Origin of the sequence: Thalassovita gelatinovora (assembly GCF_001458355.1) — a bacterium.
Classification (GTDB): domain Bacteria; phylum Pseudomonadota; class Alphaproteobacteria; order Rhodobacterales; family Rhodobacteraceae; genus Thalassobius; species Thalassobius gelatinovorus.
Genome location: NZ_CYSA01000015.1, coordinates 257,329 through 280,020, shown reverse-complemented (window position 1 = coordinate 280,020; position 22,692 = coordinate 257,329). Strand labels below are relative to the sequence as shown.

Here is a 22,692-nt window from a genome sequence, read left to right as displayed (position 1 = left end):
CCTCAGGCGCGCTTCGATTCACGGACCAGCCGTTCGATCATCGGGGTGAAGATCAGTTGCATCGCCAGATCCATCTTGCCGCCGGGAATGACGATGGAATTGGCGCGGCTCATCCAGCTGCCTTGGATCATCGAGGTCAGGTAGGGGAAATCGATGCCGCGCGGGTTCTTGAAGCGGATCACCACCAGGCTTTCGTCGGCAGTGGGAATCCAGCGGGCACAGAACGGGTTCGACGTGTCGACCACCGGCACACGTTGGAAATTCACATCCGTTTCGACGAATTGGGGGCAGATACAATGCACATAGGCATGCATCCGGCGCAGGATGGTGTCGGTGACCGCTTCGGTGGTATAGCCGCGCTTGTCCTTGTCGCGGTGGATCTTCTGGGTCCATTCAAGATTGATTACCGGGACCACACCGATTTTCAGGTCAGCATGCTGCGCCAGATTAACATCGTCATTGACCACCGCACCGTGCAGCCCTTCATAAAACAGCAGGTCGGATTGATCCTCGAACGCGGCCCAGTTGGTGAAAGTGCCGGGGGCTGATCCCCAGCGTTCGGCTTCGTCTTCGTCATGGACATAATGGCGGGTTTCGCCTTTGCCGGTCTGGCCATAGATGCGAAACACGTCTTCCAGCTTGGTCAATTCATTGGCGTCATAGGAAAAATGACTGAAGGTGGCATCGCCCTCGCCGTAGCGGCGTTCCAGCTCCGCCTTCATTGAGGCGCGGTCGTATCGGTGAAATGCGTCACCTTCGATGGATACGGCGTTGACACCTTCGCGTCGGAAAATCTGATCAAAGGTGCTTTTGACGGTCGTGGTACCGGCGCCGGATGACCCGGTCACCGAAATGATGGGATGTTTCTTTGACATTGTGGGATTCCTCAGGCGCGGAACAAGCCGCGATTGCCAAACAGGGCGGACACTTCGTGTTCGGGCAGATCATGATAGGCGCAGACCCGGCTGACCTTGTCTGCTGACCCGAAAATCAGCGGTGTGCGGGCGTGTAGCGTTTCGGCCTGCTGGCCCAGTAAACGGTCGCAGCCCGAAGTTGCTTGGCCGCCCGCCTGTTCCACCAGCATCGCGATGGGAGCGCATTCATAGACCATGCGTAAACGACCTTGTTCGTACCCGGGGCGGTCATCGGAGGGATACAAAAAGATACCGCCCCGGGTCAGAATACGATGGGTTTCCGCCACCAGGGACGCAACCCAACGCATATTGAAATTCTTGTCGCGCGGTCCTTCGACGCCGGCCAGGCAATCGTCGATATAGGCCCGGATCGGTTTCGACCAATGCCGATAATTCGATGCGTTGATGGCGAATTCACGGGCACCTTCGGGGATGGTCAGGGTTTCAACTACCAACTTGAATTCCCCGTCCAACGGGTCGCGCACAAATTGAAGCACGCCTTGGCCAAAGGTGATCATCAGCGTGGTTTGTGGCCCATAGATCAGGTATCCAGCCGCAATTTGTTCATCGCTTGGTCGCAGGAAACTGTTCTCGGCGGTGTCTCCGGCAGGGTAGATCGAAAAGATCGTGCCAATCGACACGTTCACGTCGATATTCGACGACCCGTCTAGTGGATCAATCGCAAGGGCGAACTCTCCGTCGGGGTCGAGAACCTCGATCGTTTCGCGTTCTTCGGATGCGTAATGTCGTACCCCGGTGCCACGCAGCGCATCGGCAAAGGCTTGGTCGGCGATCACGTCCAGCGCTTTCTGGGTGTCGCCATCGCTATTCGATCCCAGATTGGCCCCAAGACGTTCCTCCAGCGGACCTCGCGCGATCCGCAGGCTCAGCTTTGATCCGACCCGGCACAGCGCTTCGATCATCGGACGCAGGGTCACGGGCACATGTTCCGTTTCGATGTAAGATGTCTTGCTCATCGCCAAGGCCTCCCTCCTTTAGCAGTGGATGGGATTGTTGTTGGCGATGTTTGCGGATAAGAAAATTTAATCTTTTTGAATTTGTGTTAGGAAAATTTGAATGTCAAATCTCAAGGCTCTGACTTTCAAGCAGCTGCGGGCATTGGTTTCTGTGGCCGAATATGGCACAATTGCAGCTGCGGCTGACAGCCTGTCGTTGTCCTCGCCGGCTGTGCATAGCCAATTGAAAATACTAGAAGAAAATTTTGGAACGCCGCTTCTGGACCGGGATGTTTCCGGGCAATTTCACGCTACACAGGAAGGTCGGATTTTGATCGATGCCTTCGAAAAAGCCTGGGGTTCGCTCAGCCGCGCCGCCGAGGATATTGAAGCCGTGCGACGTGGCGCCGCAGGGCGAGTGGCGCTTGGCGTGGTCAGTACCGGCAAGTATTTCGCCCCCGGTATCGTCGCCCGGTTGAAGGCTATGCACTCGGAAATCGAGATTCGGCTGATTGTCGGCAATCGCAACGAGATCATCGAAGGGCTGGAGGCCGAACGCATCGACATCGCGGTGATGGGCCGTCCGCCACGTCAGCCCGACGTGACGGCCGAACCGCTGGGGCCTCACCCACATGTTCTGATCGCGAAGCCGGATCATCCGCTGGTTGGTGCCGGCAAGGTGTCCAAGGCAGATATCCTAGGCCAGCATTTCATAATGCGCGAAGAAGGCTCCGGTACTCGGATTCTTGCGATGCGGTTCCTTGATCGGCTGGGTCAGGGCAAGGTGTATGACTTTACCGAAATGGGCAGTAACGAAACCATCAAGCAGTCGGTGATCGCCGGGTTGGGCGTGGCGTTGCTGTCCGCGCATACGGTCATCGACGAATTGCGCGCCGGTCGTCTGGCGCTGATCCGGGCCGGGGGATTGCCGATCATGCGGCATTGGTTCGTTCTGCACCGTTCGGATTTGCGGCTGACAGGGGCGATGCAAACCGTTTGGAATGAAATCCGCAACCACGCGGTTGACATGATCCGGTCTGAAGAGGTATCCGAGATGGTTTCGGACCACTAGATTCAGTCGTCAGACCCCAATACTGCGGGGGCACCGATATTGACTTTGCTGCGGTAATCCGACGGGCTCATCCCGACCCGCCTGCGGAACATGCGGGAAAAATAGGCCGGATCATCAAATCCCAGACCGAAACCGATCTGGCGGATGTCGATGCGGGTATAGGCCAGTTGCCGACAGGCTTCGCGGAATATCGTCGCGTCGACATAGGCCTGCGCTGATGCCCCGGTCAGATCGCGAACCACTCGGGTCAGGTGGGTTGCGCTGACCGCCAGGGCATCGGCGTAATCGCTGACCCGCCAACGGTCGCGAAAATGTTTCTGCACCAGCCGTTCGAAACCTGCCATGATCTGACTGTATCGTGCCGGAATATCGCCGCGTTCCGCCCCGGGAAGCAATCGTGCGACCCGCACCATGATCTGTTTCGCCAAGGCTTTCAACATCAGCGAACGCCCCGGATCGTCAGTGCCATGTTCGTAATGCAGGTTGTCGAACATGGCACAGATTGCATCATTCGCCGGTAGGACTCCCCAATGTTCCAACCTTTCTGCCAGGTCGTTTGCTTGACCGAAAAGGCCCGGCAGTTCGGCGTTAGGCACTGTCAGGACATAGCCATCAGTGCCTTTCGAAAAGGAAAAACTGTGAACGGTCCAGCGCGGCATATTGATCACCACCGGCGCATCCAGTTCGCGCCGGTCACCGTCGGCGTCCAGAATGGTCGATCCGCAGCGGATCAAAAACAGCTGATGCACATGCGGATGCCGGTGCGCGGAAATGGTCCAGCCATTCGGCCCGGCCCGGTCCAGAATGCGTTCGCAATGTAGCAGGTCCGGCAATAGCTGCTGTTCGCCATAAAGCGCATAGGCGGGTATCCGGGTCATGTTAGGCCTTTCGGTGAATGTTCGATTAGTACCAGTCTTTGCGGCAAAGCGCCATTCCGAATAAAGCGTGACCTGATATCACTTGCGGGACTTTTTAAGTGGGAGAGGAACTATGCGTACACAGGTATGTATCATCGGTGCGGGTCCGTCGGGTCTGTTGCTGTCTCAGCTATTGCACCGCAAAGGCATTGAATCCGTCGTGTTGGAACGCAAGACCAAGGATTATGTTCTGGGCCGTATCCGTGCCGGTGTGTTGGAGCATGGCTTTGTCGAGCTGATGCGTGAAGCGGGTGTTGGCGAACGGATGGACCGCGAAGGTTATATCCATGACGGCACCGTCATTGCCTATGACAATCACCAGTTCCGCGTCGATTTCGCGGCACGGGCCAATGCAACGGTCATGGTCTATGGTCAGACCGAACTGACCCGCGATCTGTACGCGGCCCGCGAGGCAGAAAACGGCAAGATCATCTATAATGTCGATGATGTATCTATTCAGGATGCGGACGGTGCCGCGCCCTATGTTGAATTCAATGTAGACGGCAATGGACAGCGGATCGATTGTGATTATGTGGTGGGCTGTGACGGGTTCCACGGCGTGTCGCGCAAGACAATCCCCGAAACCGTGCGCAAGGAATATGAAAAGGTTTATCCCTTCGGCTGGCTGGGCGTTTTGTCGGAAACGCCGCCGGTGCATGATGAACTGATCTATTCCAATTCTACGCGCGGCTTCGCGCTGTGTTCGATGCGGAACGAAAATCTCAGCCGCTATTATATCCAGTGCCCGCTGGACCATAGTCCCGAGAATTGGAGCGATGACGCCTTCTGGGAAGAACTGAAGCGGCGGATCCCCGAAGAAACGGCGGAAAAGCTGATCACCGGCCCATCGATTGAAAAATCCATCGCGCCACTGCGGTCCTTCGTGACCGAACCGATGCGCTGGGGCAAACTGTTCCTTTGCGGCGATGCGGCCCATATCGTGCCGCCGACCGGGGCCAAGGGGCTGAACACCGCCGCATCGGATATCTTTTACCTTTATCACGGGATGGCGCAATTCTACATCGATGGCGATACCGAAGGGTTGGACAGCTATTCCGAAAAGGCACTGGCCCGGATCTGGAAGGCGGAACGGTTCAGCTGGTGGATGTCGAACATGCTGCACCTTTATCCCGAGCAGAGCGACTTTGACCGCAAGATGCAGCGCGCCGAGCTGGAATTCTTGGAAAGCAATGAAAGCGCTCAGAAGGTGATGGCGGAAAACTACGTCGGTCTGCCGTTCTGATCAAAACGCTGCAACAGGGGCTGACTGTCTCTGTTGCAGCCTTGCCCGGCTAGTCTGCCAGCAGCGATGCCATCCGGCGCAGCGCCAATTGATATCCTTCGACGCCGAAGCCCGCGATCACCCCGTCAGCGCGGAGCGATACATAGGAATGGTGGCGGAAGCTTTCGCGCTTGTGCACGTTGGAAATATGCACCTCCAGCACCGGACCTTCGAACGTATTGAGCGCATCAAGGATCGCTACAGATGTATGGGTATAGGCGGCCGGATTGATGATGATCCCCGCAGCCTGATCGCGCGCCTGATGAACCCAGTCGACGATTTGCCCTTCGTGGTTTGATTGCATCAACTGGATTTCCAGCCCCAGTTCGGCCGCCAGATGGGTGCAATCCGCCGCGACATCGTCCAGCGTGATATCGCCGTAAATCTCGGGCTCTCGCTTGCCCAGCAGGTTCAGATTGGGGCCGTTGAGGATATAGATCGTCTTGGTCATGCACTTGTCCGCCTATGGATAGGCGTTTTTCGCACCCGGCCCCCGCCAATGCAAGCAAAGCCTGCCGGTTCAGGCGCGGATCAGTTTCAGCCCGTGTCCTTCTTCGATCCAGTTCAGATCGCCTTTTGCCGCCATGTAATTCGCATGCGCCAGCGCTTCGCTGAAGGCAAAGCTGACTTCATGCGCATCAAGCTTGCCCTTGAACATGACGGATACCAAGTCATTGACGCTTTGAGGAGTTGCCCCGCAGGCTTCGGCGATGACTTCACAGCGTTCGGCATGGTGCCCGGCCAGTTCGGCGCGACGCTGATGAAGTCCGTAAAACGGGCGGTGATGGCCCGACAGGACCAATACGTCTTCGGGCACGGTGTCGCAGATTTGTCCCAGCGAAGTCAGGTACAATCCCAAGGGGTCGGCGGCGGGTTCGCTGGCAAAGACGGAAATATTGGGGCTGATCCGTTCGATCACCTGATCGGCGGCCAGAAACAGGTTGTCCGATGGCGAATACAACATCACTTGTTCCAAGCTGTGACCGTCGCCGGTCAGAACCTGAAAATTGCGTCCGCCGATCCGCAAATCCATTCCTTGATGCAGCCGCAAATAGCTGTCCGGCGGGGTCGAAACCATCCGCAGATAACCATGGCCCAGCGTGCTGACCAGCTTTGCACCTTCAGAGGGCATGCCGTGCCGGGCATAGAACTGGGTGTAGGGGTCGGAATCTGATTTGGCGGAGGGGTTGGAAAGGGTGAGAAAGGACAGGAAAGACCCGGCGCTGGTTGCCATCGGGATGTCCAGCTTTTCACACAGCCACCCCGCATTGCCGATATGATCGGGATGGTGATGGGTGACGATCAGTCGGGTGAATTTCCGTCCCGCCATCGGGCCATCAATCAAAGCCTGCCATTCGGCGCGACTTTCGGGGTTGGAAATGCCGGTGTCGACGATCGCCCAGCCGTCATCGTCTTCGATGAAATAGATATTCACATGGTTCAACCGGAACGGCAGGCTCAGCCGGGCCCACAGGATGCCGGGCGCGACTTCAAGCGTTTCACCGGCGGCCGGGAGAGCAGGAAAGGGGAATTGCAGGGACAAGGGGACTCCGGTTTCTTATTGATCGGCCCGCAGGAATAGGGTCGATGGACAGGATAATGCAAGTCTATGGGGTGACTTGCGTATAGCGGCTGATTGGAAATGACGTTCCGTCAGTCGTTCTGCGGCTTGTGCCCCTCGGCTTTGCAGGAGACAATTCCGCCAAGTGGAACAAGCAGGAGGCAAGACCATGCAAATCAAGGGATCTTTGGCGGTTGTGACGGGCGGCGCAAACGGGATCGGCCGGGCGCTGTGCGAAGCGCTGGCCAATGCCGGGGCGAATGTGGTCGTGACCGATCTGGACGGGGCCGGCGCCAAGGCGGTGGCCGCAGAAATTGGCGGGCGCGGTTTGCAACTGGACGTGGCCGATGGCGATGCGATGGCAAAGCTGATCGCTGATGTCGAAGCCGAAGAAGGGCCGATCGATCTGTTTTGTTCCAATGCCGGGATCGCCACCGGGTTCGATCTGGATTTCAGCAATGCCGGCGGTGCCGCTGATGAGGTCTGGCAGAAGGCGTGGGAGGTCAATGTCATGGCCCATATCCGTGCTGCGCGGATTTTGGTCCCGCTGATGAAAGCGCGTGGGGGTGGTACCTTTCTGAACACCGTATCGGCGGCGGGATTGCTCAGTCAGGTTGGCAGCGCGGTCTATTCCACCACCAAACACGCGGCGGTCGGTTTTGCCGAAAATTTGGCCATCACTCATCGTGATGACGGTATCCGGGTCAGCATCTTGTGCCCGCAAGGTGTCGATACCGACATGCTGAAAGGCATCAGCAGCGGGCCGCAAATGCTCGATGGTGTGTTGACGTCCGCAGCGGTGGCGAAGTCGGCGCTGGCCGGTTTGGAAGCGGAACAATTCCTGATCCTGCCACATGAACAAGTGCGTGAATACATGGACAGAAAGCTGGCCGATTATGATCGCTGGATTGGCGGTATGGCAAAGTTGCAAAGGATGATGCAAGGCTAAGGGGGACGCCTTGGAATACGGCGCCCATCGGGCTTGTAGCGATCCTTCGGCGTCTCAAACTGTATGGGCATCGGCCCCGCGATCGGCATTCGGCATTCGCGTCCGGTCGCTAAGGCATCACCCGGTCGGGGCCAAGTGTATATCCGGCCCCGGCAAAGACCCTCAGATCGCGCGCTCCCAACCGGATCGAGCGTGGTTTCAACCCATAGGTTCGCCGGATCGAATGGCTGAAATGGCTGCTGTCGGGATACCCAAGTTCCAACGCCACCTCGGTCAGGCTTTCGTTGCCATTGGCGTGGTCGAGAAACCGTCTGGCCCGTTTCCACATCCGCAGAGACCGGAATGCGATGCCGGTGTTTTCCTTGAACAGATGCAGGAAACGGGACGTCGATAACCCCGCCTCGGCCGCCAGATCGTCGGCGCTCAGTGCGTTATCCTCAATCTCGATGCAGATCGTTTTCAGTGCCTTTTCGATCCGGTGGTCTTTCGCGCGTTCCGCCAGCGTCTCGCCCAGAAACAGCAGATCGAAAGACGTGCTGGTGAACCCGGCCCCTTTGCCGCTTGCCGACAGTAGCGCTTCAGCTTCGCGGATACGTTGGGCCAGTTGCGGGCCGCTTTTGGTATCATTGCAATGTGCGATCAACCGGGCTTGATCCTGGGGGCGCAAGCTTTCGGGTTCAAATCCGAGATTCAGGATGCCACCGCAGGGCGATATCAATCGATGGGTTTCATAGGGGGCCAGTGCCACGATTTGCCGACGTTCTGACCGGCCAGATTTGCCAAACCCGATATCCAGTTCGCCTTCTGGCGCGACATAGATCGTGACGCCGCCCAGTCTGCGGGGTTTGCCCGAATTTCCCAACAGACCGGAATAGAAGAACCGGTCGCGCCCAATGGCCATCTGGCCCGTCCTTCGATGGGTGATCATTCGCACTCCTCCTGCCCCAAGCGTGGCGCGGGGGGGAGGGGGTGTCAATTCACCGGACCGATGGTTTCCGCCGGTCCGGGGAAAATGGCGCAACGTTACTTAACCCACCGTCAATGGAAACTGACCCCGTGCGGGCCGTCGTAAAGCTGAAACACCGCGGCGGGCCGTTCACGCAACACCGCACGTTGATTGATCGACCCCTTGTCGGTGGCTTCACCCTTGTCGAGGCTCGGCGGTTTGGTCAGTACAACGGCCCGGCGCACCCGGTTGGAGCTGCCGGTAGCGGCAGCAGCGAAACGATCCAGTTTTTCCTGCAAACGAAACAGATCGGCCGCCGTCACCCCGTCGGCGGGAAATAGCAACGCGCCCAGCTCTTCGCGGTTTTCACCCACGATCACCGCATCGCGGATCAGACCTTCGAAGTGATCGACCAGTTTGGTGCGCAACGCACCGACCGCAACCCAAGTCCCGGTTGCCAGCTTGAAATTCTCTGCGATCCGCCCGTCAAAGAAAAATCCCTTGGTCAGGTCATCGGGATCGGTCGGGCGCAGCGCATCACCCAGCATGTAAAACCCCTCTTCGTCGAAATGTTCGGCGGTGGTTTTTACGTCCTTGTAATACCCTGCGGTGATCGAAGGGCTTTTCAGCCGGGCTTCCAGCTTGTCTTCGTTCGGCACCAGCTTCAGCGAAATTCCGCGCGCGGGCACACCGATATTGCCAGGCGATTCTTGTTGTTCGGTGCACATCAACGCGAAGGGACCGGTTTCTGTCGCGCCCAGAGCAGTGGTCAACAAAACATCATGTCCGGCCACATCGCGCGCCATTGCCAACAGCCCATCCCAAATATGCTGGGCCATGCCGGCACCCGCATACATCATCAGATCCAGCTTGCCGAAAAACCTTTCGGCCAAGGCCCGGTCCTTGCGGAATTCTTCCAGCAGCATTTCATACCCGGCAGGTACGTTGAAATACCAAGTCGGCGATATTTCGTGCAGGTTGCGCAGGGTTTCCCCGATCAGGTTCGGGGTCGGTTTGCCTTCGTCGATATAGTAACTGCCCCCATTGCACAGCACCATGTTGAAGACCTTGTTGCCGCTGGCGGTATGGCTCCACGGGGCCCAATCGACCACAACGGGGGGATGGGCGCGCAGGAAGCGGAAACAATCGGCGACCATGTCCTGATTTCGGGCGATCATGTCATGGGTGTTGATCACTGCCTTGGGGCTGCCGGTCGATCCTGAGGTGAACAGGTACTTTGCCACCATGTCACCGCTCAGTTTCGTGAAGGCTGCATCGGCTCGGGCGGGATCGCCCGCCAACGAGGCGATGTCCTGCATACTGCCGCTGGGAACCGTCGCGGCGATTTCGGTGTCGGGTTTGCGGACGGCGTCGATTGCCTTGGCATATCGCGCCCCGTCAGAGGTGAAGATCAGCCCTGGCTGCAACAGCTCGGCCGCCCCGGTCAGCTTGTCATGGGTTTCCGACACCAGCGAAAACGCGGTGGAAACGGCGGCGCTAGGTACACCGACATATTGTGCCGACAGTGCCACCAGCGCGTGATCAAGCGAATTTTCCGACAGGATCAGCACCGGCCGCTGCTGCGACAATCCCATTTCCAGGAACGCCGCCCCCAATGCCCGTACCCGGTCAAAGACTTCGCCATAGCTTAATCGTTGCCAATCGCCACCCGCGATGCGTTGCGCCAGATAGGTCGCGTCCGGGGTGACTTCGGCCCAGTATTTCAGTCGCGCCGGAATGGTGTCGGCCAACCGTTCGGCGTGGCCGATATGTTCCATCACGATGGTGCCGTCATCGCGTTTTTCCACATGGAATTCGGGTGTCCAAAACTCTGCTGCTGCCATATTTCTCTCCTCCCAAAGAAAATGGCGGAACCACAGACTCGCCATGCCTCATAATTGATATAGGATATAACTATAATCGTGAAAGCGGGCAAGCCGTTTGACAAGGAGGACTATTCAAATGAACGCTCAACCGACTATGGCCCAGCCGGAGCTGCGGCATGTCTGCGACCTTTTTGTGGATCTCGACCCGATCCGGGAAATGGGGGCCGGGCAGGCGGGTCAAAGACGGATCATTCCGATTATCGGGGGGTGGGTTGAAGGCCCGGACGTGACGGGCAAAATCCTCAATCTCGGGGCCGACTGGCAAACGATCTGGTCAAATGGTGTGGCCGAACTCGACACCCGCTACGCGATCGAAACCAATGATGGGGCGATAATCGAAATTCGGAATTACGGCTATCGTCACGGACCCCAAGACGTTATCGCTGCCATCGCTCGCGGCGAAGAGGTCGCACCGAACGCTTATTACATGCGCACCCATGCCCGGCTGGAAAGCGGCGATCCGCGCTATGCTTGGGTCAACCGAACCCTGTTTGTCGGCACCGGGGCCCGCAAAGATGGTCAGGTCGTGGTGTCGCTCTTTGCCATCGATTGATTCCGGGCACCTATGTCGGCCTGAGCGACCGAGACCGATTTGATAATGGCGAAAACCTCGGACCCGGGTTCCAGTCCCAGCAGGGTTGCGGACCGTTTGGTGACGCGGGCAAGGATCTGATCGTGGCCCGCTTTCAACTGCACCATCGCGCCGGGACCGCCGCCGCTGCGGATCGAAGTAACTTTGCCCGGTAGCACGTTCAGCGCTGAAATCCGTCCCGGCCGGCCAAGCGAAAGCATCACGTCATTGGCGTGGATACGCAGTCGTACGGTCCCGCCCGCTGGGACACCGATCCGGGGCAGAAAGACCTGACCGCCCGCCGCCGCCAATTCGGTCAAACCATCGGCGTGATGCGCTGTAACCGTGGCGGTTAGAACCGACCCGGCTTCACGCAACCCGATGGCCGGAGCCAGCGCAGGATCCGACATCACCTGAGCGGTCGGCCCGCATTTCAGCATCTTGCCTTTGCCCAGCAGGACAACGGTAGTGGCCAGACGGGCAACCTCGGCCACTGAATGGCTGACATAGAGGATCGGGATATCGGTTTCGTCCCGCAACCGTTCCAGATAAGGCAGGATTTCCGCCTTGCGCGCTTCGTCCAGCGCGGCCAGCGGTTCATCCATCAGTAAAAGCAGCGGTTGCGACAGCAAGGCCCGACCAATCGCCACGCGTTGCTTTTCCCCACCCGACAATGCGCCGGGGCGACGGTCGAGCAGATCGCCAATGCCCAGCATATCGACCACCCGGGTTTCCCCGGCCTGATCCCGCTGCCGCCCCGAAACCCAGCTGCCATAGCGCAGGTTCTGCCGGACCGTCAGATGCGGGAACAAGCGGCCCTCTTGGAACACATACCCGATGCGGCGTTTATGCGGCGGCAAGCAAAGCCCTTGGTCGCTGTCGCACAGCAGTCTGTCGCCGATTTGAACCCGGGCCTGATCGGGGCGCAACAGGCCAGCAATGGCATTGACCAGCGTGGTCTTGCCCGACCCGGAACTTCCGAACAGCGCCGTGACGCCATTGGGCGTTTCGAAACTGGCGTCAAGAGTGAAGCCTGCGAAACGGTGTTGTATGGAAACCGACAGGTTCATGCACCCATTACCCGTTTCGTTGCTCTGCGGGCCAGAGTTTCGGACCCGATCAGCGCCGCCATCGCGATCACGACCGACACCGCGACCAACCGCAGCGCAGAGGCTTCACCACCCGGCACTTGCAAGAAGGCATAGATCGCCGAAGGCAGGGTCTGGGTCTGGCCGGGGATATTCGACACGAAGGTGATGGTGGCCCCGAATTCCCCCATCGCCTTGGCAAATCCCAGTATTGCCCCGGCAATGATCCCCGGCAGGATCAGCGGCAAAGTGACCGTCAAGAACACCCAGATGCGCGGCGCGCCCAAAGTGGCTGCGGCCTGTTCCAGTTTCGGATCGACCGTTTCCAATGCCAACCGTATCGCCCGCACCATCAACGGGAAGCCCATGATCCCCGCTGCCAGCGCCGCACCGGTCCAGCGGAACGCAAAAACCAATCCTAGCGTATCGGCAAGCCACGCCCCAACCGGCGCACGGCGACCAAAGGTCAGCAACAAGAGATAACCGGTAACGACTGGCGGCAGGATCAAGGGTAGATGAACGATGCCGTTCAGCAATTGCTTGCCCCAGAAGTCCCGCCGCGCCAGCAGGAAAGCGACCCAGATCGCCAAGGGCAGCGCCACCAGCGTGGCCCAGATCGCAACCCGTAGCGACAGCGCGACGGCGGTCCATTCCTCGGGGCTCAGAAAATCCATCTGTGGCGGGTCACTTATGCTGCGGCGGTTCCGTGAAACCGTGGCGCAGGAAAATCTTCTTGGCAACCGGCCCTTTGAGGTAATCTAGGAAGGCTTGTACCGTATCTGCTTTGCTATCGGTAAGGATCGCAACCGGGTAGGTGATCGGCGGGTGGCTTGGGGCGGGGAATTCCGCCACCACGTCAACGCGTGGTTCAGCCTGTGCATCTGTGGCATAGACGATGCCCAGCGGCGCTTCGCCGATCGCGACCAGCGCCAGTGCGGCGCGCACGTTGTCGGCCTGCGCCACATGCGGCGCGATATCGGTCCACAGTCCCAGATACTCCAGCGCCGCTTTGCCATAGATGCCGGCGGGGACCGCTTCGACCAATGCCATCGCCAGATGACCACCTTCCAGCGCGTCGATCAAAGTGGAATCCAGCGGCTGCGGGGCTGTTCCGGCCGGACCGACAAGCACCAACTGATTGCCCAGCAGGTCGCTACGACTGCCCGAGCGCAGCAAGCCTTGTTCTTCTAGTCGGTCCATCCAACCGCTGTTGGCCGACAGGTACAGATCGGCGGGTGCCCCTGCTTCGATCTGGCGCGCCAGCGCTGAACTTCCTGCGAAAGACAGGGTAGCCTTGTGTCCGCTCTGTCGTTGCCAGTCTGCGGCAACGTCTTCCAGCGCTGTTTTCATGCTGGCGGCGGCAAAAACCGTGACCTGCCCGGCCGAGGCGGCCAGAGGAAACAGAAAAAACAAGAATAGGGCAAAGGCGAGAGAAAGTTTTCTGGTCATGCTGAGAAAAAATCACCATAGCGCAGGTAGTTGCAAGCGAAATCATACCGCTGCGGCAATAAGAACAGCCGCCTCAGAGGGCGGCTGTTCCGGTTCGATCAAATCGAAGACGGGCTTAGCCGCCGTGTTTCTTGATCAGATCTTTGGCCTGTTTGATCAGGGCGTTTCCATCTATGCCCTTGCCTTCAAGATCGGCAACCCAACGGGCGATCACTGGTTGGGCCTTTTGCTTGAAACGGGCGACTTCGGCTGCGTCCAGCTGGACGATTGTATTGCCCGTGCTTTCTGCGATGTCGCGGCCCGGCTTGTCATAATCAAACATGACTTCGGCGGCGAATTTGGACAAGGCCATGCCCGATTCCGCGTCAATGGCAGCCCGAATATCTTCGGGCAGGCTGTCATACTTGTCGCGGTTCATCACCATCACGATGGTTGCTGTATACAGCGCTTCGTCACCAGAAAATTCAGAATGATTGTGAACCAGTTCCGCCAACTTGATGGCCGGTGTCACTTCCCACGGGATCACGGTTCCGTCGATCACGCCCTTGGACAGCGCTTCGGGAATTGCGGGCAGCGGCATCCCGACCGGGGTCGCACCCAGTTCCGCCAACAGGTCGTTGATCACCCGGGTCGGACCGCGCAGTTTTTTCCCTGCGAGGTCTTCCAGCTTGGACATGCCGTCCTTGGTGTGGATCACACCTGGACCATGCACCCAAGCCCCCAGCACTTTGACCTCGCTGTATTCATTTTCCTGCAGGTCGGTTTCGACCATATCCTGAAACGCCATCGCGGTGGCGACCGGATCGGTCATCATGAAAGGCAGTTCGAACACTTCGGTGCGCGGGAACCGTCCGGGGGTATAACCGACCACGGTCATGATGATATCGGCGACGCCGTCAATCGCCTGATCCATCAGATCCGGTGGGCGCCCACCCAGCGACATCGCGTCGTAATGTTCGATCTTCAGCTTGCCGCCGGTACGGTCTTCAACGCGTTGGGCCCAAGGTTTCAAAATGTGTTTCGGCACCGTCGCGGGCGGCGGCAGAAACTGATGCAGGGTCAAGGTGACGTCCTGCGCGAATGCCGCTGCCGACGTCAGGCCCAAGGCCAGCGCCGCAGCGGTTGCTGTTTTCAGCAGAGTACGTTTTTCCATTTTTCCTCCCAAAAATGTTGCCGGTTCGTCCGGCACGTTAGAAAATAAATGCGGCATCGCCATGCAGGAACAATGCGCTGATCGGTGTCGGCCTAGTTCAACGTCACTGGCAAATGGCGCGGGCCGCGGAACCCAAACCCGTAAAAATCGACCTTGGACGGATCGGGCAGGGTCATGTTCGGGAAACGGTCGAACAGCATCGGCAGCATGATATTGGCAATCATCCGCCGCGCCACATGGGTGCCCTGACAGAAATGTGGTCCGTTTCCGAACGCCTGATGTTGCTGCTTGGGCCGGAAGATGTTGTACAGGTGCCCATCCTCATAAAGGTCTTCGTCGTGATTGGCCGAGGCCTGAATGGTCATGACGGTGTCGCCTTTGGGAATGTGGCAGCCACGGATTTCGGTATCTTCAGTCACCAGCCGTGACGAGACCTGGATCGGCGCGACCCAGCGCACACCTTCTTCGAAGGCTTGCAGCCACAGCCCATCCGTCTTGCAGGCTTCGAACTGATCGGGATTGCTCAGCAGCCCGTAAATGATGGTCAGCAGCGCATCGCGCGGTTCGTTGATACCGCCACCGATGGCGATTTTTACATTGGAATAGATCTGCGACATCGGGATCGGGTCGTCGGCATTCACCATCACCGAAAGGGCCGATTGGTTCGGTTCCTTGACATGTTTTTCCACAGCCTGCGCGAACAGTGCATCCATTTCGTCATTGGCCGTGTCGCATTGTGCGAACAATTCGTCCGCCCAGCCGAAATTACCAGCCCCATCGATTAGGATCTGACTCCAGCGTTGCATGTCGTCATCGCTGGCTTCAGGGATACCCAACAAACGGGTCAGCGTGCGCGCCGCATAAGGACCGGCCAGCACCGGGAACAAATCCACCGTTTCGCCGCGCGGCAGGGCGCTGACGAACTGTTCGGCGATTTCGGTGTAGATCGGGGTCCAGCATTGGGTGATGTTCTTGGCGCTGAAGGATGGGGCCATCGCGCCGCGTTCGCGAGCATGTTCTTCGCCGTCCTTGCGCATCAGCGTATGGGCGCGGAAGGCGCGTTCCATCGGGGTTGCGGGGTCATTCGAACTGAACAGGACTGGGTTATCCTTGACGTACTTGGTGTCTTCGGCCTTGGTCAGCAGGGTGCGGCCCACCGATTTTACCCGCAAAACCGGCGCATGGGCGCGCAGCCGCTCGTAAATCGGATAGGGATCCAGCGTGAGCTGCTGAATCGTGATCGATTCGTCTATCGGCGCGAGATTGTCGAGTGTGGCGGTCATCGTTCCCTCCCCAGAACGTCAACGGTAGAGCGACCCTAGGCGACGAAGCACTATTCGACAATCAGATGAAATTGATATACTCCATCGATAAATTCGATGGAGATTTAAGTGACACCGCCTGATCCGATGACCGTGGATTTTGCAGCGCTGAAAGTGCTGCGTTTGGTGCATGCGCATGGGTCCTTTACCCGTGCGGCCGAGGCGTTGGGAGTGAACCAATCCACGGTCAGCTATGCAATCGACCGACTGCGGAAAGTGTTCAACGATCCGCTTTTCGTGCGTCAGGGATCGGGCATCGTCGCGACCGATCGATGCCAGGAAATCGTCGCGGCAGCGGGGCGGATGGTGGATGAATTCGCCGCCCTGACCGAACCGCGCCATTTTGATCCGGCCAATGCCCGGGCGACGATCACGCTGTCGTGCAATTTCTACGAAAGAGTGACAATGGTGCCGCCGCTGGTACGGCGGCTCAGGGAGCACGCGCCTGGACTGAAGCTCGATATCATCTCTTCGACCGTGCAGGGCAAGGAACAGTTGGCGCGCGGCGAAAGCGATCTTCTGATCGGACCGGTGCAGATCACCGAAGGCGGGTTTTACGGGCGGCGCCTGACAGGGGATCACTATGTCAGCGTTATGGCACTGGACAATCCGCTGGCGGGCAAGGCGCTGACGGCGGACGAATTCGCCGCCGCGCCGCATGTGGTGGTGACTTATGGCGGCAATTGGCAATCGCGGTATCTGGTCGAGGTCGCTGCGGCCGGGATGGTATTGAATTCGATCATGGAAGTGCCAAGCCCGGCCAATCTGCCGGATATCCTGATCGGCACCGATCTTATCGCGACTGTGCCTCTGCGCACGGCGCGCGCTTATGGTGATCAGGTGGTGTTCGGGCAATGCCCGTTTCCCGCGCCCTTCGATATTGATCTCTATTGGACCTCACGCACGCATCATTCGGCAATGCACAAATGGGTGCGGAAAATTTTAGGGGAAATCGCGGACGAACTGAATCAGGACCGGCCATAACGACAGCGGCACAAACCCATGTCGTCGGTCATCGATCCGACTCCTTGGTGTCATCCTTCAACAGCTGATTTTGCCATCGGGGGCATCAGCCGGGCCACAAAACAGCCGGTACAGCAGGCTGATCACCTCATAGGTGTTTTCATCCGCAAGCGAATAGTAAATCGTCTTGCCTTCCCGCCGGGTCGTCACCAGACCTTCTTCGCGCAGTCGGGCCAGCATCTGGCTGACGGCCGCCTGACGGATTTCCAGCAGGCTTTCCAATTCGCCCACCGACTTTTCGCCCGATCCCAGATGGCACAGGATCATTAACCGACCTTCATGGGCCAGGGTTTTAAGATAGGCGGCAGCCGCTTCGGCGCTGCGGGCCATTTCCGAAGGCGGGGCGGGGGGTGTCTGCGTGTTCACGTCTCGATCATTCCTCGATGTTCCGCCTTTCTTAGCACGTCTTTTCACGAAGTGCGAGATCAGCGGTGTGTTGTCGGGGCTCCTCCTTCAAATTGGTTGTCTTGTTGATAATCGCAAGGGGTTTGTTGCATTTCTAGGTGCAGATTGCTGCCGGAATAGGCGTTCGCGCGCGCCAGCGCTTCGTCGATCTCGATACCCAGTCCGGGGGTGGCGGGCGGTGTGACGAAGCCGTTCTCAACCCGGATCGCACCGCCGATCAAGACGTTGTGAAATGGGGTTTCGATGGTTTCGATCATTAACAGGTTGGGGATCGACGCCGCGAAATGGATATTGGCCGCCCATTCCACCGGCCCAGCATAAAGATGCGGTGCCACTTGCGCGTTGTAAACCTCGGCCATCGCAGCGATCTTTTTGGCTTCCCAGATGCCACCGACCCGACCAAGTGCCGGTTGTAAGATCCGCGCCGCGCCGTGACGCAACACCGGCGCAAATTCTGATTTGGTACATAGCCGTTCCCCCGTCGCCACCGGAATCGAAGTCGCCGCTGCGACCTGCGCCATCTGTGTCACGTTGTCGGGCGGCACCGGTTCTTCGAACCATAGCGGGTCAAAAGGTTCCAATGCCTTTGCCAAACGGATTGCCCCGGCGGTGGAAAACTGTCCATGGGTGCCGAATAAGAGGTCCGCGTGGTCGCCCACCGCCGCGCGGATCGCCCCGCAAAATTCGACCGAACGGGCAATGTCGCGCAGTGCCGGCATGTGACCGCCGCGGATCGTGTAGGGGCCGGCGGGATCGAATTTAACCGCCGTATACCCGCGTTCGATCAGATCAATGGCGCTTTCGGCGGCTTGGTCTGGCGAATTCCAGAACCCGGGCAGATCATGATCCGACAGCGGATAGAGATAGGAATAGGCGCGCAGCCTTTCGTTTGCCCGTCCCCCCAGTAGTGCCCAGACCGGCCGGTCCCGCGCCTTGCCCAAGATATCCCAACAGGCGATTTCCAGCCCCGAAAACGCCCCCATGACGGTCAGATCCGGGCGCTGCGTGAACCCCGCCGAATAGGCGCGGCGGAACATCAGTTCGATATTTTCGGGATTTTCGCCCGCCATGTGGCGTTCGAAGACGTCCGTGATCACAGCCTTCATCGCTTCGGGTCCGACCGAACTGGCATAGCATTCGCCCCAGCCGGTGATCCCGTTCGACGTGGTCAGCTTGACCAATATCCAATAGCGACCGCCCCAGCCCGGTTCGGGCGGGGCGGTCACGATTATATCAAGATCGCTTAGGTGCATGGGGGCCCTCCCTTTGGGGCACCATAGACCGGATCAGCCGTGATCGAAAATGATCACGTTGCGCCGTGCGGCCCCGGTTTTGGTGTCGGCGATCGCTTCGTTGATCTGTTCAAGGCTCCAACGACCGGAAATCAGCTCGTCCAGCTTCAGCCGACCCTGCTGGTACAGGTCAACCATCCACGGGATGTCGCGCTTGATTACCACGTCGCCCATTTTCGAACCAATGATCCCTTGACCGATATCAGCCATGATCAGGGGCGAATATTTTGCCGTCTGGTCGAAATGCGGCATACCGACCATGATCACCTTGCCGCCATTGCCGATATAGCGCGGAGCCATGTCATAGACGGCAGCAACCCCGACGGTGACCAGCACCACATCGGCGCCACGACCCAACAGTTTCTTGACCGCGTTCCAAGGTTTGCCTTCGCTTGCCAGCACGCCATCAGTGGCGCCGAATTCCTTGGCAGCTTCCAGCTTGTCCGCGTTCATGTCGACGGCTACGATCCGCCGCGCACCCGCGATCCTCGCACCCTGAATGGCATTCAGACCAACACCGCCTGCGCCGATCACCACGACATCTTGACCGGGCCGGATAGCGGCTGCGTTGACCGCCGCCCCAACTCCGGTGATGACACCGCAGGACAGCAGCGAAGCGACATCCTTTGCCATATCGGCCGGGATTTTCACGATCTGGCTCTGATCCACCACGACTTTTTCGGCAAAGGCACCGGTCGCCAGCGCCTGAAAGACCGGTGCGCCATCGGTTGTGGTCAATGGTCCCTTGGTGCCGTCATAGGGCGTTTCGCAAATCGTCGGCTTGCCTCCGCCGCAGCTGTTGCAATGGCCGCAGGCGCGGATCAAGGTAACCGCGACATTGTCGCCGACTTCGAACCCCTGTACCGCATTGCCGACAGCAGTCACCCGTCCGGCGCCTTCATGGCCATAGACTGCGGGCAGGCTGCCACCGAATCCGCCTTCCCAATAAGATATATCGGAATGGCAAATGGCGACCGCGTCGATCGTTACCTCAACTTCACCGGTTTCAGGCGCTCGTAGCTCGACCTCTTCGATCTGCATCGGTGCTCCGAATTCGTGACAGACGGCAGCTTTGACTTTGGACATGAGATTCCCCCTTTTCCTCGTGCAGGAACGTGCCTCAAGGTTGGTTTTTTCCGCAAGTGCGAAACTTAATTTTACCATGCGAAAGATAAGGCGACGCTACGTTAATTTTCCTGTCGGGGATAGCGCACAAAGAGCAAAAGTGCTGACAGCATCAGGCTGGCAGCCAGAAGAAAGGGCGCGCCGGGCAGATAGATGCGCCCCCCGGGTGTTGTGAACGCCGCAAATATCTGGGTCATGACAACCGGCCCGATGATCATCGCCACCGAGGTGATGCTGGCCAAAACACCCTGCAATTCGCCTTGGGAATCATCCGAAGCGCTGCGCGCAATGATTGCCTGTAACGCCGGCAAACCCACAGCCCCCAGCGAAATAACCGGGATCAGGATCAGCGTCCAGAACCCCGATGTGATGGCCGTGAGGACGATCAAAGTCGCCAACTCGATCACCAGGCCCAGGATCACCGTGCGTTGGTTGCCCAGTATCCGGATTGTCGGGGCCACCAACGCGCCCTGCACAACAGCTAATCCGGTGCCATAGGCCATCAGTGAAATGCCGATCATTCCCGGTGACCATCCGAACCGTTCAATGGTGAAATAGGCCCAGATCGCTGGATAAACCATATTGGCCAACTGGTAAAAGAAATACACAGTAACAAGCGGTTGGATCGATGGTAACCGGGCGAGGTTCTGTAAGGCCGAAAACGGATTGGACCCGGTCCAGTGGAAAACGCGGCGGGTTTTGTCGGTGACCGTTTCAGGCAGGATCAAAGCGCCGAACACCGCATTGCCAAGTGCCAACACGGCGGCAAGGTAGAACGGTGCCCGTGTGCCGTATTCGGCCAACAGGCCGCCCAGAACCGGGCCCAGCACGAATCCCGCCCCGAAAGCCGCGCCGACCATGCCAAAGCGTCGGGCCTTGTCTTCGGGGGCGGAAATATCGGCCATAAAGGCCATCGCGGTGGAATGGGTGGCGGCGGTGATACCGCCGACAATCCGGCCCACCAACAGAAGCCAGATCGTTCCGGCCAGCGCCATCAACAGATAATCGGCTGCCATGACAATCAACGAAACCAACAATACCGGACGGCGCCCGAAGCTGTCCGATACCCGACCCAGCAGCGGACCGAACAGGAATTGCATCACTGCGAACGATGTCGCCAGGATGCCCCCCCAAATCGCTGCCTGTGACAGGTCTCCGCCCCAGACTTCACGGATCAGGCCGGGCATCACCGGCATGATCAAACCGATCCCGATGGCATCAATCGCGATGGTGGTGAGGATGAAGAGAACGGGAAGTCTGATCGACATGAATGCGCCTGCTGGAAATCTGGCTGGTGGGCCGAGACAAAGATAGGCGGCACCGATCAGGCTGAAAAGAAAAAAGCACAGGCGGGGGATATTGCCAAAGGACGTCGGGGGATGTCCTGAAATAATGATTTAATTTCAGACTGATGAAGGTTTCTGGATCGGCGATGCGCCTACCGTTTGGGTTCGCTCCAGTCTGACGGAGGGGTATCCCTGCGGCTCAGGCGGATCGCCAGTCCGACCGCGACCCCGACGCTGATCGCTACCGCTAGGTCTGCAACGACTGTTAGAACAAGGGTCAGGATCAAAAGAAACTGATCCGAACGGCGCTCTTTGAGATAGCCTTTCCAGCGGTGGACCTCGCTCATGTTCCACGCCGTCAAAATCAACAGACCGGCAAGCGCGGGCATGGCCATGTAACCCGCCAGCGGTGCCGCAACCAGCATCACCAGCAATATTGTAAGCGCATGAACGATCCCCGCAACCGGCGTTTTGCCGCCCGCTCCGACATTTGTCGCGGTCCGCGCAATCGCTCCGGTGGCCGGTAATCCACCGAATACGGCTGAACCGAGATTGGCCGCACCCTGCGCGATCAATTCGGCATTCGGGCGATGATGCCCAGCAACCATTCGGTCTGCCACCATTGCTGACAGCAATGATTCAACCCCGGCAAGAAAGGCAATCACCAGAGCGGACGGAAGCAGTTCGACGATCCGATCCATGCTGACATCGGGCAAGGCGGGCATCGGCAGCGTGCGCGGCAGGTCGCCGAAACGCGAATGGATCGTATCAACTGGCAAACCCATCACCGCAACCGCTGCGGATGTCGCTGCGATTGCCACGATAAGTCCCGGAAAGCGCGGAAAAATACGGCGCAGAGCAACAATCAGACCCATACTGGCCACACCGATGGCGAGGGCGGCGGGCGAAGCCGTGTCGCGCACGTCCCAAAGGGTTTCCAGCTTTGCGAAAAACTCTGCCGGGACCTGTTCGGCGGTCAATCCAAACAGGTCCTTGAGCTGGCTGGTGGCGATGATGATCGCGATCCCGATGGTGAAACCGTTGATGACGGGTTCTGGGATCAATTGTATCAACCGACCGGCATGTAGGGCACCTGCGATCAACAAAATAAGGCCCGCCATGAAGGTGGCCAGGACAAGCCCGTCATAGCCATGTTCGACGATCACCCCGAACACGACAACGATGAAGGCGCCGGTTGGGCCGCCGATCTGAACGCGGCTGCCGCCGAGCGCAGAGATGATCAGACCCGCAACAATCGCCGTGACCAAACCCTTGGCCGGATCCGCACCCGAGGCAATCGCGATGGCGAGGCTGAGCGGCAGCGCGACCATTGCAACCGTTACCCCGGCCAATGCATCCGCCAAAAACAACTGCCGATTATAGGTTTGCAGCGTCGTGAGGATCTTGGGTTTCATCGTTTGACGTCTTTCTCAGGAATGCATAAGGCATTCGTTTTACATGATATTTTTGAAGCTGACAGGGTGCGGGCGGACAG

22 protein-coding genes are annotated in these 22,692 nt (G+C 58.6%); 5 read left to right on the top strand and 17 right to left on the bottom strand.

The window, feature by feature from the left end; genetic code table 11:
- Window positions 1-2 precede the first annotated feature (2 nt).
- Complete coding sequence (locus TG4357_RS06175; protein ID WP_058261988.1) at window positions 3-875, bottom strand: phosphoribulokinase; 873 nt, start codon at window positions 873-875, stop codon at window positions 3-5.
- Between the two features lie 11 nt (window positions 876-886).
- Window positions 887-1,891 (bottom strand): class 1 fructose-bisphosphatase, encoded by a 1,005-nt coding sequence (locus TG4357_RS06170; RefSeq protein WP_058261987.1) that lies wholly within the window; start codon window positions 1,889-1,891, stop codon window positions 887-889.
- 100 nt (window positions 1,892-1,991) lie between these two features.
- Between TG4357_RS06170 and TG4357_RS06165 the strand changes: the two genes are divergently transcribed.
- Complete coding sequence (locus tag TG4357_RS06165) at window positions 1,992-2,942, top strand: LysR family transcriptional regulator (RefSeq protein WP_058261986.1); 951 nt, start codon at window positions 1,992-1,994, stop codon at window positions 2,940-2,942.
- 2 nt (window positions 2,943-2,944) lie between these two features.
- Here TG4357_RS06165 and TG4357_RS06160 read toward each other — a convergent pair whose 3' ends face one another.
- A complete protein-coding gene (locus TG4357_RS06160; RefSeq protein WP_058261985.1) occupies window positions 2,945-3,820 on the bottom strand; it encodes a helix-turn-helix domain-containing protein in 876 nt (291 codons plus the stop codon).
- A 112-nt stretch (window positions 3,821-3,932) separates the two neighbouring features.
- On the opposite strand from TG4357_RS06160, the gene pobA reads away from it, so the two are divergent.
- Entirely contained in the window at window positions 3,933-5,102 is a 1,170-nt protein-coding gene (gene pobA / locus TG4357_RS06155) for a 4-hydroxybenzoate 3-monooxygenase (protein WP_058261984.1), read from the top strand.
- Between the two features lie 49 nt (window positions 5,103-5,151).
- Here the strand turns inward: pobA and aroQ are convergent, their stop codons facing one another.
- Window positions 5,152-5,592 carry a type II 3-dehydroquinate dehydratase gene (gene aroQ / locus TG4357_RS06150; RefSeq protein WP_058261983.1) on the bottom strand — a complete coding sequence of 147 codons (441 nt, stop codon included), beginning with the start codon at window positions 5,590-5,592 and terminating at the stop codon, window positions 5,152-5,154.
- 69 nt (window positions 5,593-5,661) lie between these two features.
- The gene (locus tag TG4357_RS06145) at window positions 5,662-6,684 is read right to left on the bottom strand and encodes an MBL fold metallo-hydrolase (RefSeq protein WP_058261982.1); all 1,023 of its coding nucleotides are present in this window, start codon (window positions 6,682-6,684) and stop codon (window positions 5,662-5,664) included.
- A gap of 187 nt (window positions 6,685-6,871) precedes the next feature.
- On the opposite strand from TG4357_RS06145, the gene TG4357_RS06140 reads away from it, so the two are divergent.
- Complete coding sequence (locus TG4357_RS06140; RefSeq protein ID WP_058261981.1) at window positions 6,872-7,651, top strand: SDR family oxidoreductase; 780 nt, start codon at window positions 6,872-6,874, stop codon at window positions 7,649-7,651.
- A 109-nt stretch (window positions 7,652-7,760) separates the two neighbouring features.
- On the opposite strand, the gene TG4357_RS06135 is transcribed toward TG4357_RS06140, so the two are convergent.
- Window positions 7,761-8,579 carry a helix-turn-helix transcriptional regulator gene (locus TG4357_RS06135; RefSeq protein WP_074647036.1) on the bottom strand — a complete coding sequence of 273 codons (819 nt, stop codon included), beginning with the start codon at window positions 8,577-8,579 and terminating at the stop codon, window positions 7,761-7,763.
- A 110-nt stretch (window positions 8,580-8,689) separates the two neighbouring features.
- A complete protein-coding gene (locus TG4357_RS06130) occupies window positions 8,690-10,441 on the bottom strand; it encodes a feruloyl-CoA synthase (protein WP_058261979.1) in 1,752 nt (583 codons plus the stop codon).
- 118 nt (window positions 10,442-10,559) lie between these two features.
- Between TG4357_RS06130 and TG4357_RS06125 the strand changes: the two genes are divergently transcribed.
- Complete coding sequence (locus TG4357_RS06125; protein ID WP_233487436.1) at window positions 10,560-11,036, top strand: DUF3237 domain-containing protein; 477 nt, start codon at window positions 10,560-10,562, stop codon at window positions 11,034-11,036.
- Here the strand turns inward: TG4357_RS06125 and modC are convergent.
- The 5 genes from modC to TG4357_RS06100 all read right to left on the bottom strand — a co-directional run bounded on the left by modC (window position 11,003) and on the right by TG4357_RS06100 (window position 16,027).
- On the bottom strand, window positions 11,003-12,124 hold the full coding sequence (modC, locus tag TG4357_RS06120) for a molybdenum ABC transporter ATP-binding protein (RefSeq protein ID WP_058261977.1): 1,122 nt from the start codon (window positions 12,122-12,124) through the stop codon (window positions 11,003-11,005). The genes TG4357_RS06125 and modC overlap by 34 nt on opposite strands.
- Entirely contained in the window at window positions 12,121-12,816 is a 696-nt protein-coding gene (gene modB / locus TG4357_RS06115) for a molybdate ABC transporter permease subunit (protein ID WP_058261976.1), read from the bottom strand. Before modB ends, modC begins: the two co-directional genes overlap by 4 nt.
- A gap of 10 nt (window positions 12,817-12,826) precedes the next feature.
- Window positions 12,827-13,591, bottom strand: coding sequence for a molybdate ABC transporter substrate-binding protein (gene modA / locus TG4357_RS06110; protein WP_058261975.1), 765 nt, complete (start codon window positions 13,589-13,591; stop codon window positions 12,827-12,829).
- A gap of 115 nt (window positions 13,592-13,706) precedes the next feature.
- Window positions 13,707-14,744 carry a TRAP transporter substrate-binding protein gene (locus TG4357_RS06105; protein ID WP_058261974.1) on the bottom strand — a complete coding sequence of 346 codons (1,038 nt, stop codon included), beginning with the start codon at window positions 14,742-14,744 and terminating at the stop codon, window positions 13,707-13,709.
- 92 nt (window positions 14,745-14,836) lie between these two features.
- On the bottom strand, window positions 14,837-16,027 hold the full coding sequence (locus TG4357_RS06100; protein ID WP_058261973.1) for a cytochrome P450: 1,191 nt from the start codon (window positions 16,025-16,027) through the stop codon (window positions 14,837-14,839).
- Between the two features lie 108 nt (window positions 16,028-16,135).
- On the opposite strand from TG4357_RS06100, the gene TG4357_RS06095 reads away from it, so the two are divergent.
- Window positions 16,136-17,050 (top strand): LysR family transcriptional regulator, encoded by a 915-nt coding sequence (locus TG4357_RS06095; protein WP_139193664.1) that lies wholly within the window; start codon window positions 16,136-16,138, stop codon window positions 17,048-17,050.
- Between the two features lie 57 nt (window positions 17,051-17,107).
- Here the strand turns inward: TG4357_RS06095 and TG4357_RS06090 are convergent, their stop codons facing one another.
- From TG4357_RS06090 to TG4357_RS06070, 5 genes are all read right to left on the bottom strand, one after another.
- A complete protein-coding gene (locus TG4357_RS06090) occupies window positions 17,108-17,419 on the bottom strand; it encodes an ArsR/SmtB family transcription factor (RefSeq protein ID WP_058261971.1) in 312 nt (103 codons plus the stop codon).
- Window positions 17,420-17,514: 95 nt separating this feature from the next.
- On the bottom strand, window positions 17,515-18,747 hold the full coding sequence (locus TG4357_RS06085; RefSeq protein WP_058261970.1) for a mandelate racemase/muconate lactonizing enzyme family protein: 1,233 nt from the start codon (window positions 18,745-18,747) through the stop codon (window positions 17,515-17,517).
- Between the two features lie 33 nt (window positions 18,748-18,780).
- Window positions 18,781-19,872, bottom strand: coding sequence for a Zn-dependent alcohol dehydrogenase (locus TG4357_RS06080; RefSeq protein WP_058261969.1), 1,092 nt, complete (start codon window positions 19,870-19,872; stop codon window positions 18,781-18,783).
- Window positions 19,873-19,973: 101 nt separating this feature from the next.
- Complete coding sequence (locus TG4357_RS06075) at window positions 19,974-21,179, bottom strand: TCR/Tet family MFS transporter (RefSeq protein WP_058261968.1); 1,206 nt, start codon at window positions 21,177-21,179, stop codon at window positions 19,974-19,976.
- A 170-nt stretch (window positions 21,180-21,349) separates the two neighbouring features.
- Window positions 21,350-22,612: a SulP family inorganic anion transporter gene (locus TG4357_RS06070; RefSeq protein ID WP_058261967.1), complete on the bottom strand. Its 1,263-nt coding sequence runs from the start codon at window positions 22,610-22,612 to the stop codon at window positions 21,350-21,352.
- Window positions 22,613-22,692 lie beyond the last annotated feature (80 nt).

Excerpts from the sequence above, each read along its gene's own strand:
- TG4357_RS06175 (WP_058261988.1), bottom strand. The coding sequence starts at position 875 with ATGTCAAAGAAACATCCCATCATTTCGGTGACCGGGTCATCCGGCGCC.
- TG4357_RS06170 (WP_058261987.1), bottom strand. The coding sequence starts at position 1,891 with ATGAGCAAGACATCTTACATCGAAACGGAACATGTGCCCGTGACCCTG.
- TG4357_RS06165 (WP_058261986.1), top strand. The coding sequence starts at position 1,992 with ATGTCAAATCTCAAGGCTCTGACTTTCAAGCAGCTGCGGGCATTGGTT.
- TG4357_RS06160 (WP_058261985.1), bottom strand. The coding sequence starts at position 3,820 with ATGACCCGGATACCCGCCTATGCGCTTTATGGCGAACAGCAGCTATTG.
- pobA (WP_058261984.1), top strand. The coding sequence starts at position 3,933 with ATGCGTACACAGGTATGTATCATCGGTGCGGGTCCGTCGGGTCTGTTG.
- aroQ (WP_058261983.1), bottom strand. The coding sequence starts at position 5,592 with ATGACCAAGACGATCTATATCCTCAACGGCCCCAATCTGAACCTGCTG.
- TG4357_RS06140 (WP_058261981.1), top strand. The coding sequence starts at position 6,872 with ATGCAAATCAAGGGATCTTTGGCGGTTGTGACGGGCGGCGCAAACGGG.
- TG4357_RS06135 (WP_074647036.1), bottom strand. The coding sequence starts at position 8,579 with ATGATCACCCATCGAAGGACGGGCCAGATGGCCATTGGGCGCGACCGG.
- TG4357_RS06130 (WP_058261979.1), bottom strand. The coding sequence starts at position 10,441 with ATGGCAGCAGCAGAGTTTTGGACACCCGAATTCCATGTGGAAAAACGC.
- TG4357_RS06125 (WP_233487436.1), top strand. The coding sequence starts at position 10,560 with ATGAACGCTCAACCGACTATGGCCCAGCCGGAGCTGCGGCATGTCTGC.
- modC (WP_058261977.1), bottom strand. The coding sequence starts at position 12,124 with ATGAACCTGTCGGTTTCCATACAACACCGTTTCGCAGGCTTCACTCTT.
- modB (WP_058261976.1), bottom strand. The coding sequence starts at position 12,816 with ATGGATTTTCTGAGCCCCGAGGAATGGACCGCCGTCGCGCTGTCGCTA.
- modA (WP_058261975.1), bottom strand. The coding sequence starts at position 13,591 with ATGACCAGAAAACTTTCTCTCGCCTTTGCCCTATTCTTGTTTTTTCTG.
- TG4357_RS06105 (WP_058261974.1), bottom strand. The coding sequence starts at position 14,744 with ATGGAAAAACGTACTCTGCTGAAAACAGCAACCGCTGCGGCGCTGGCC.
- TG4357_RS06100 (WP_058261973.1), bottom strand. The coding sequence starts at position 16,027 with ATGACCGCCACACTCGACAATCTCGCGCCGATAGACGAATCGATCACG.
- TG4357_RS06090 (WP_058261971.1), bottom strand. The coding sequence starts at position 17,419 with ATGGCCCGCAGCGCCGAAGCGGCTGCCGCCTATCTTAAAACCCTGGCC.
- TG4357_RS06085 (WP_058261970.1), bottom strand. The coding sequence starts at position 18,747 with ATGCACCTAAGCGATCTTGATATAATCGTGACCGCCCCGCCCGAACCG.
- TG4357_RS06080 (WP_058261969.1), bottom strand. The coding sequence starts at position 19,872 with ATGTCCAAAGTCAAAGCTGCCGTCTGTCACGAATTCGGAGCACCGATG.
- TG4357_RS06075 (WP_058261968.1), bottom strand. The coding sequence starts at position 21,179 with ATGTCGATCAGACTTCCCGTTCTCTTCATCCTCACCACCATCGCGATT.
- TG4357_RS06070 (WP_058261967.1), bottom strand. The coding sequence starts at position 22,612 with ATGAAACCCAAGATCCTCACGACGCTGCAAACCTATAATCGGCAGTTG.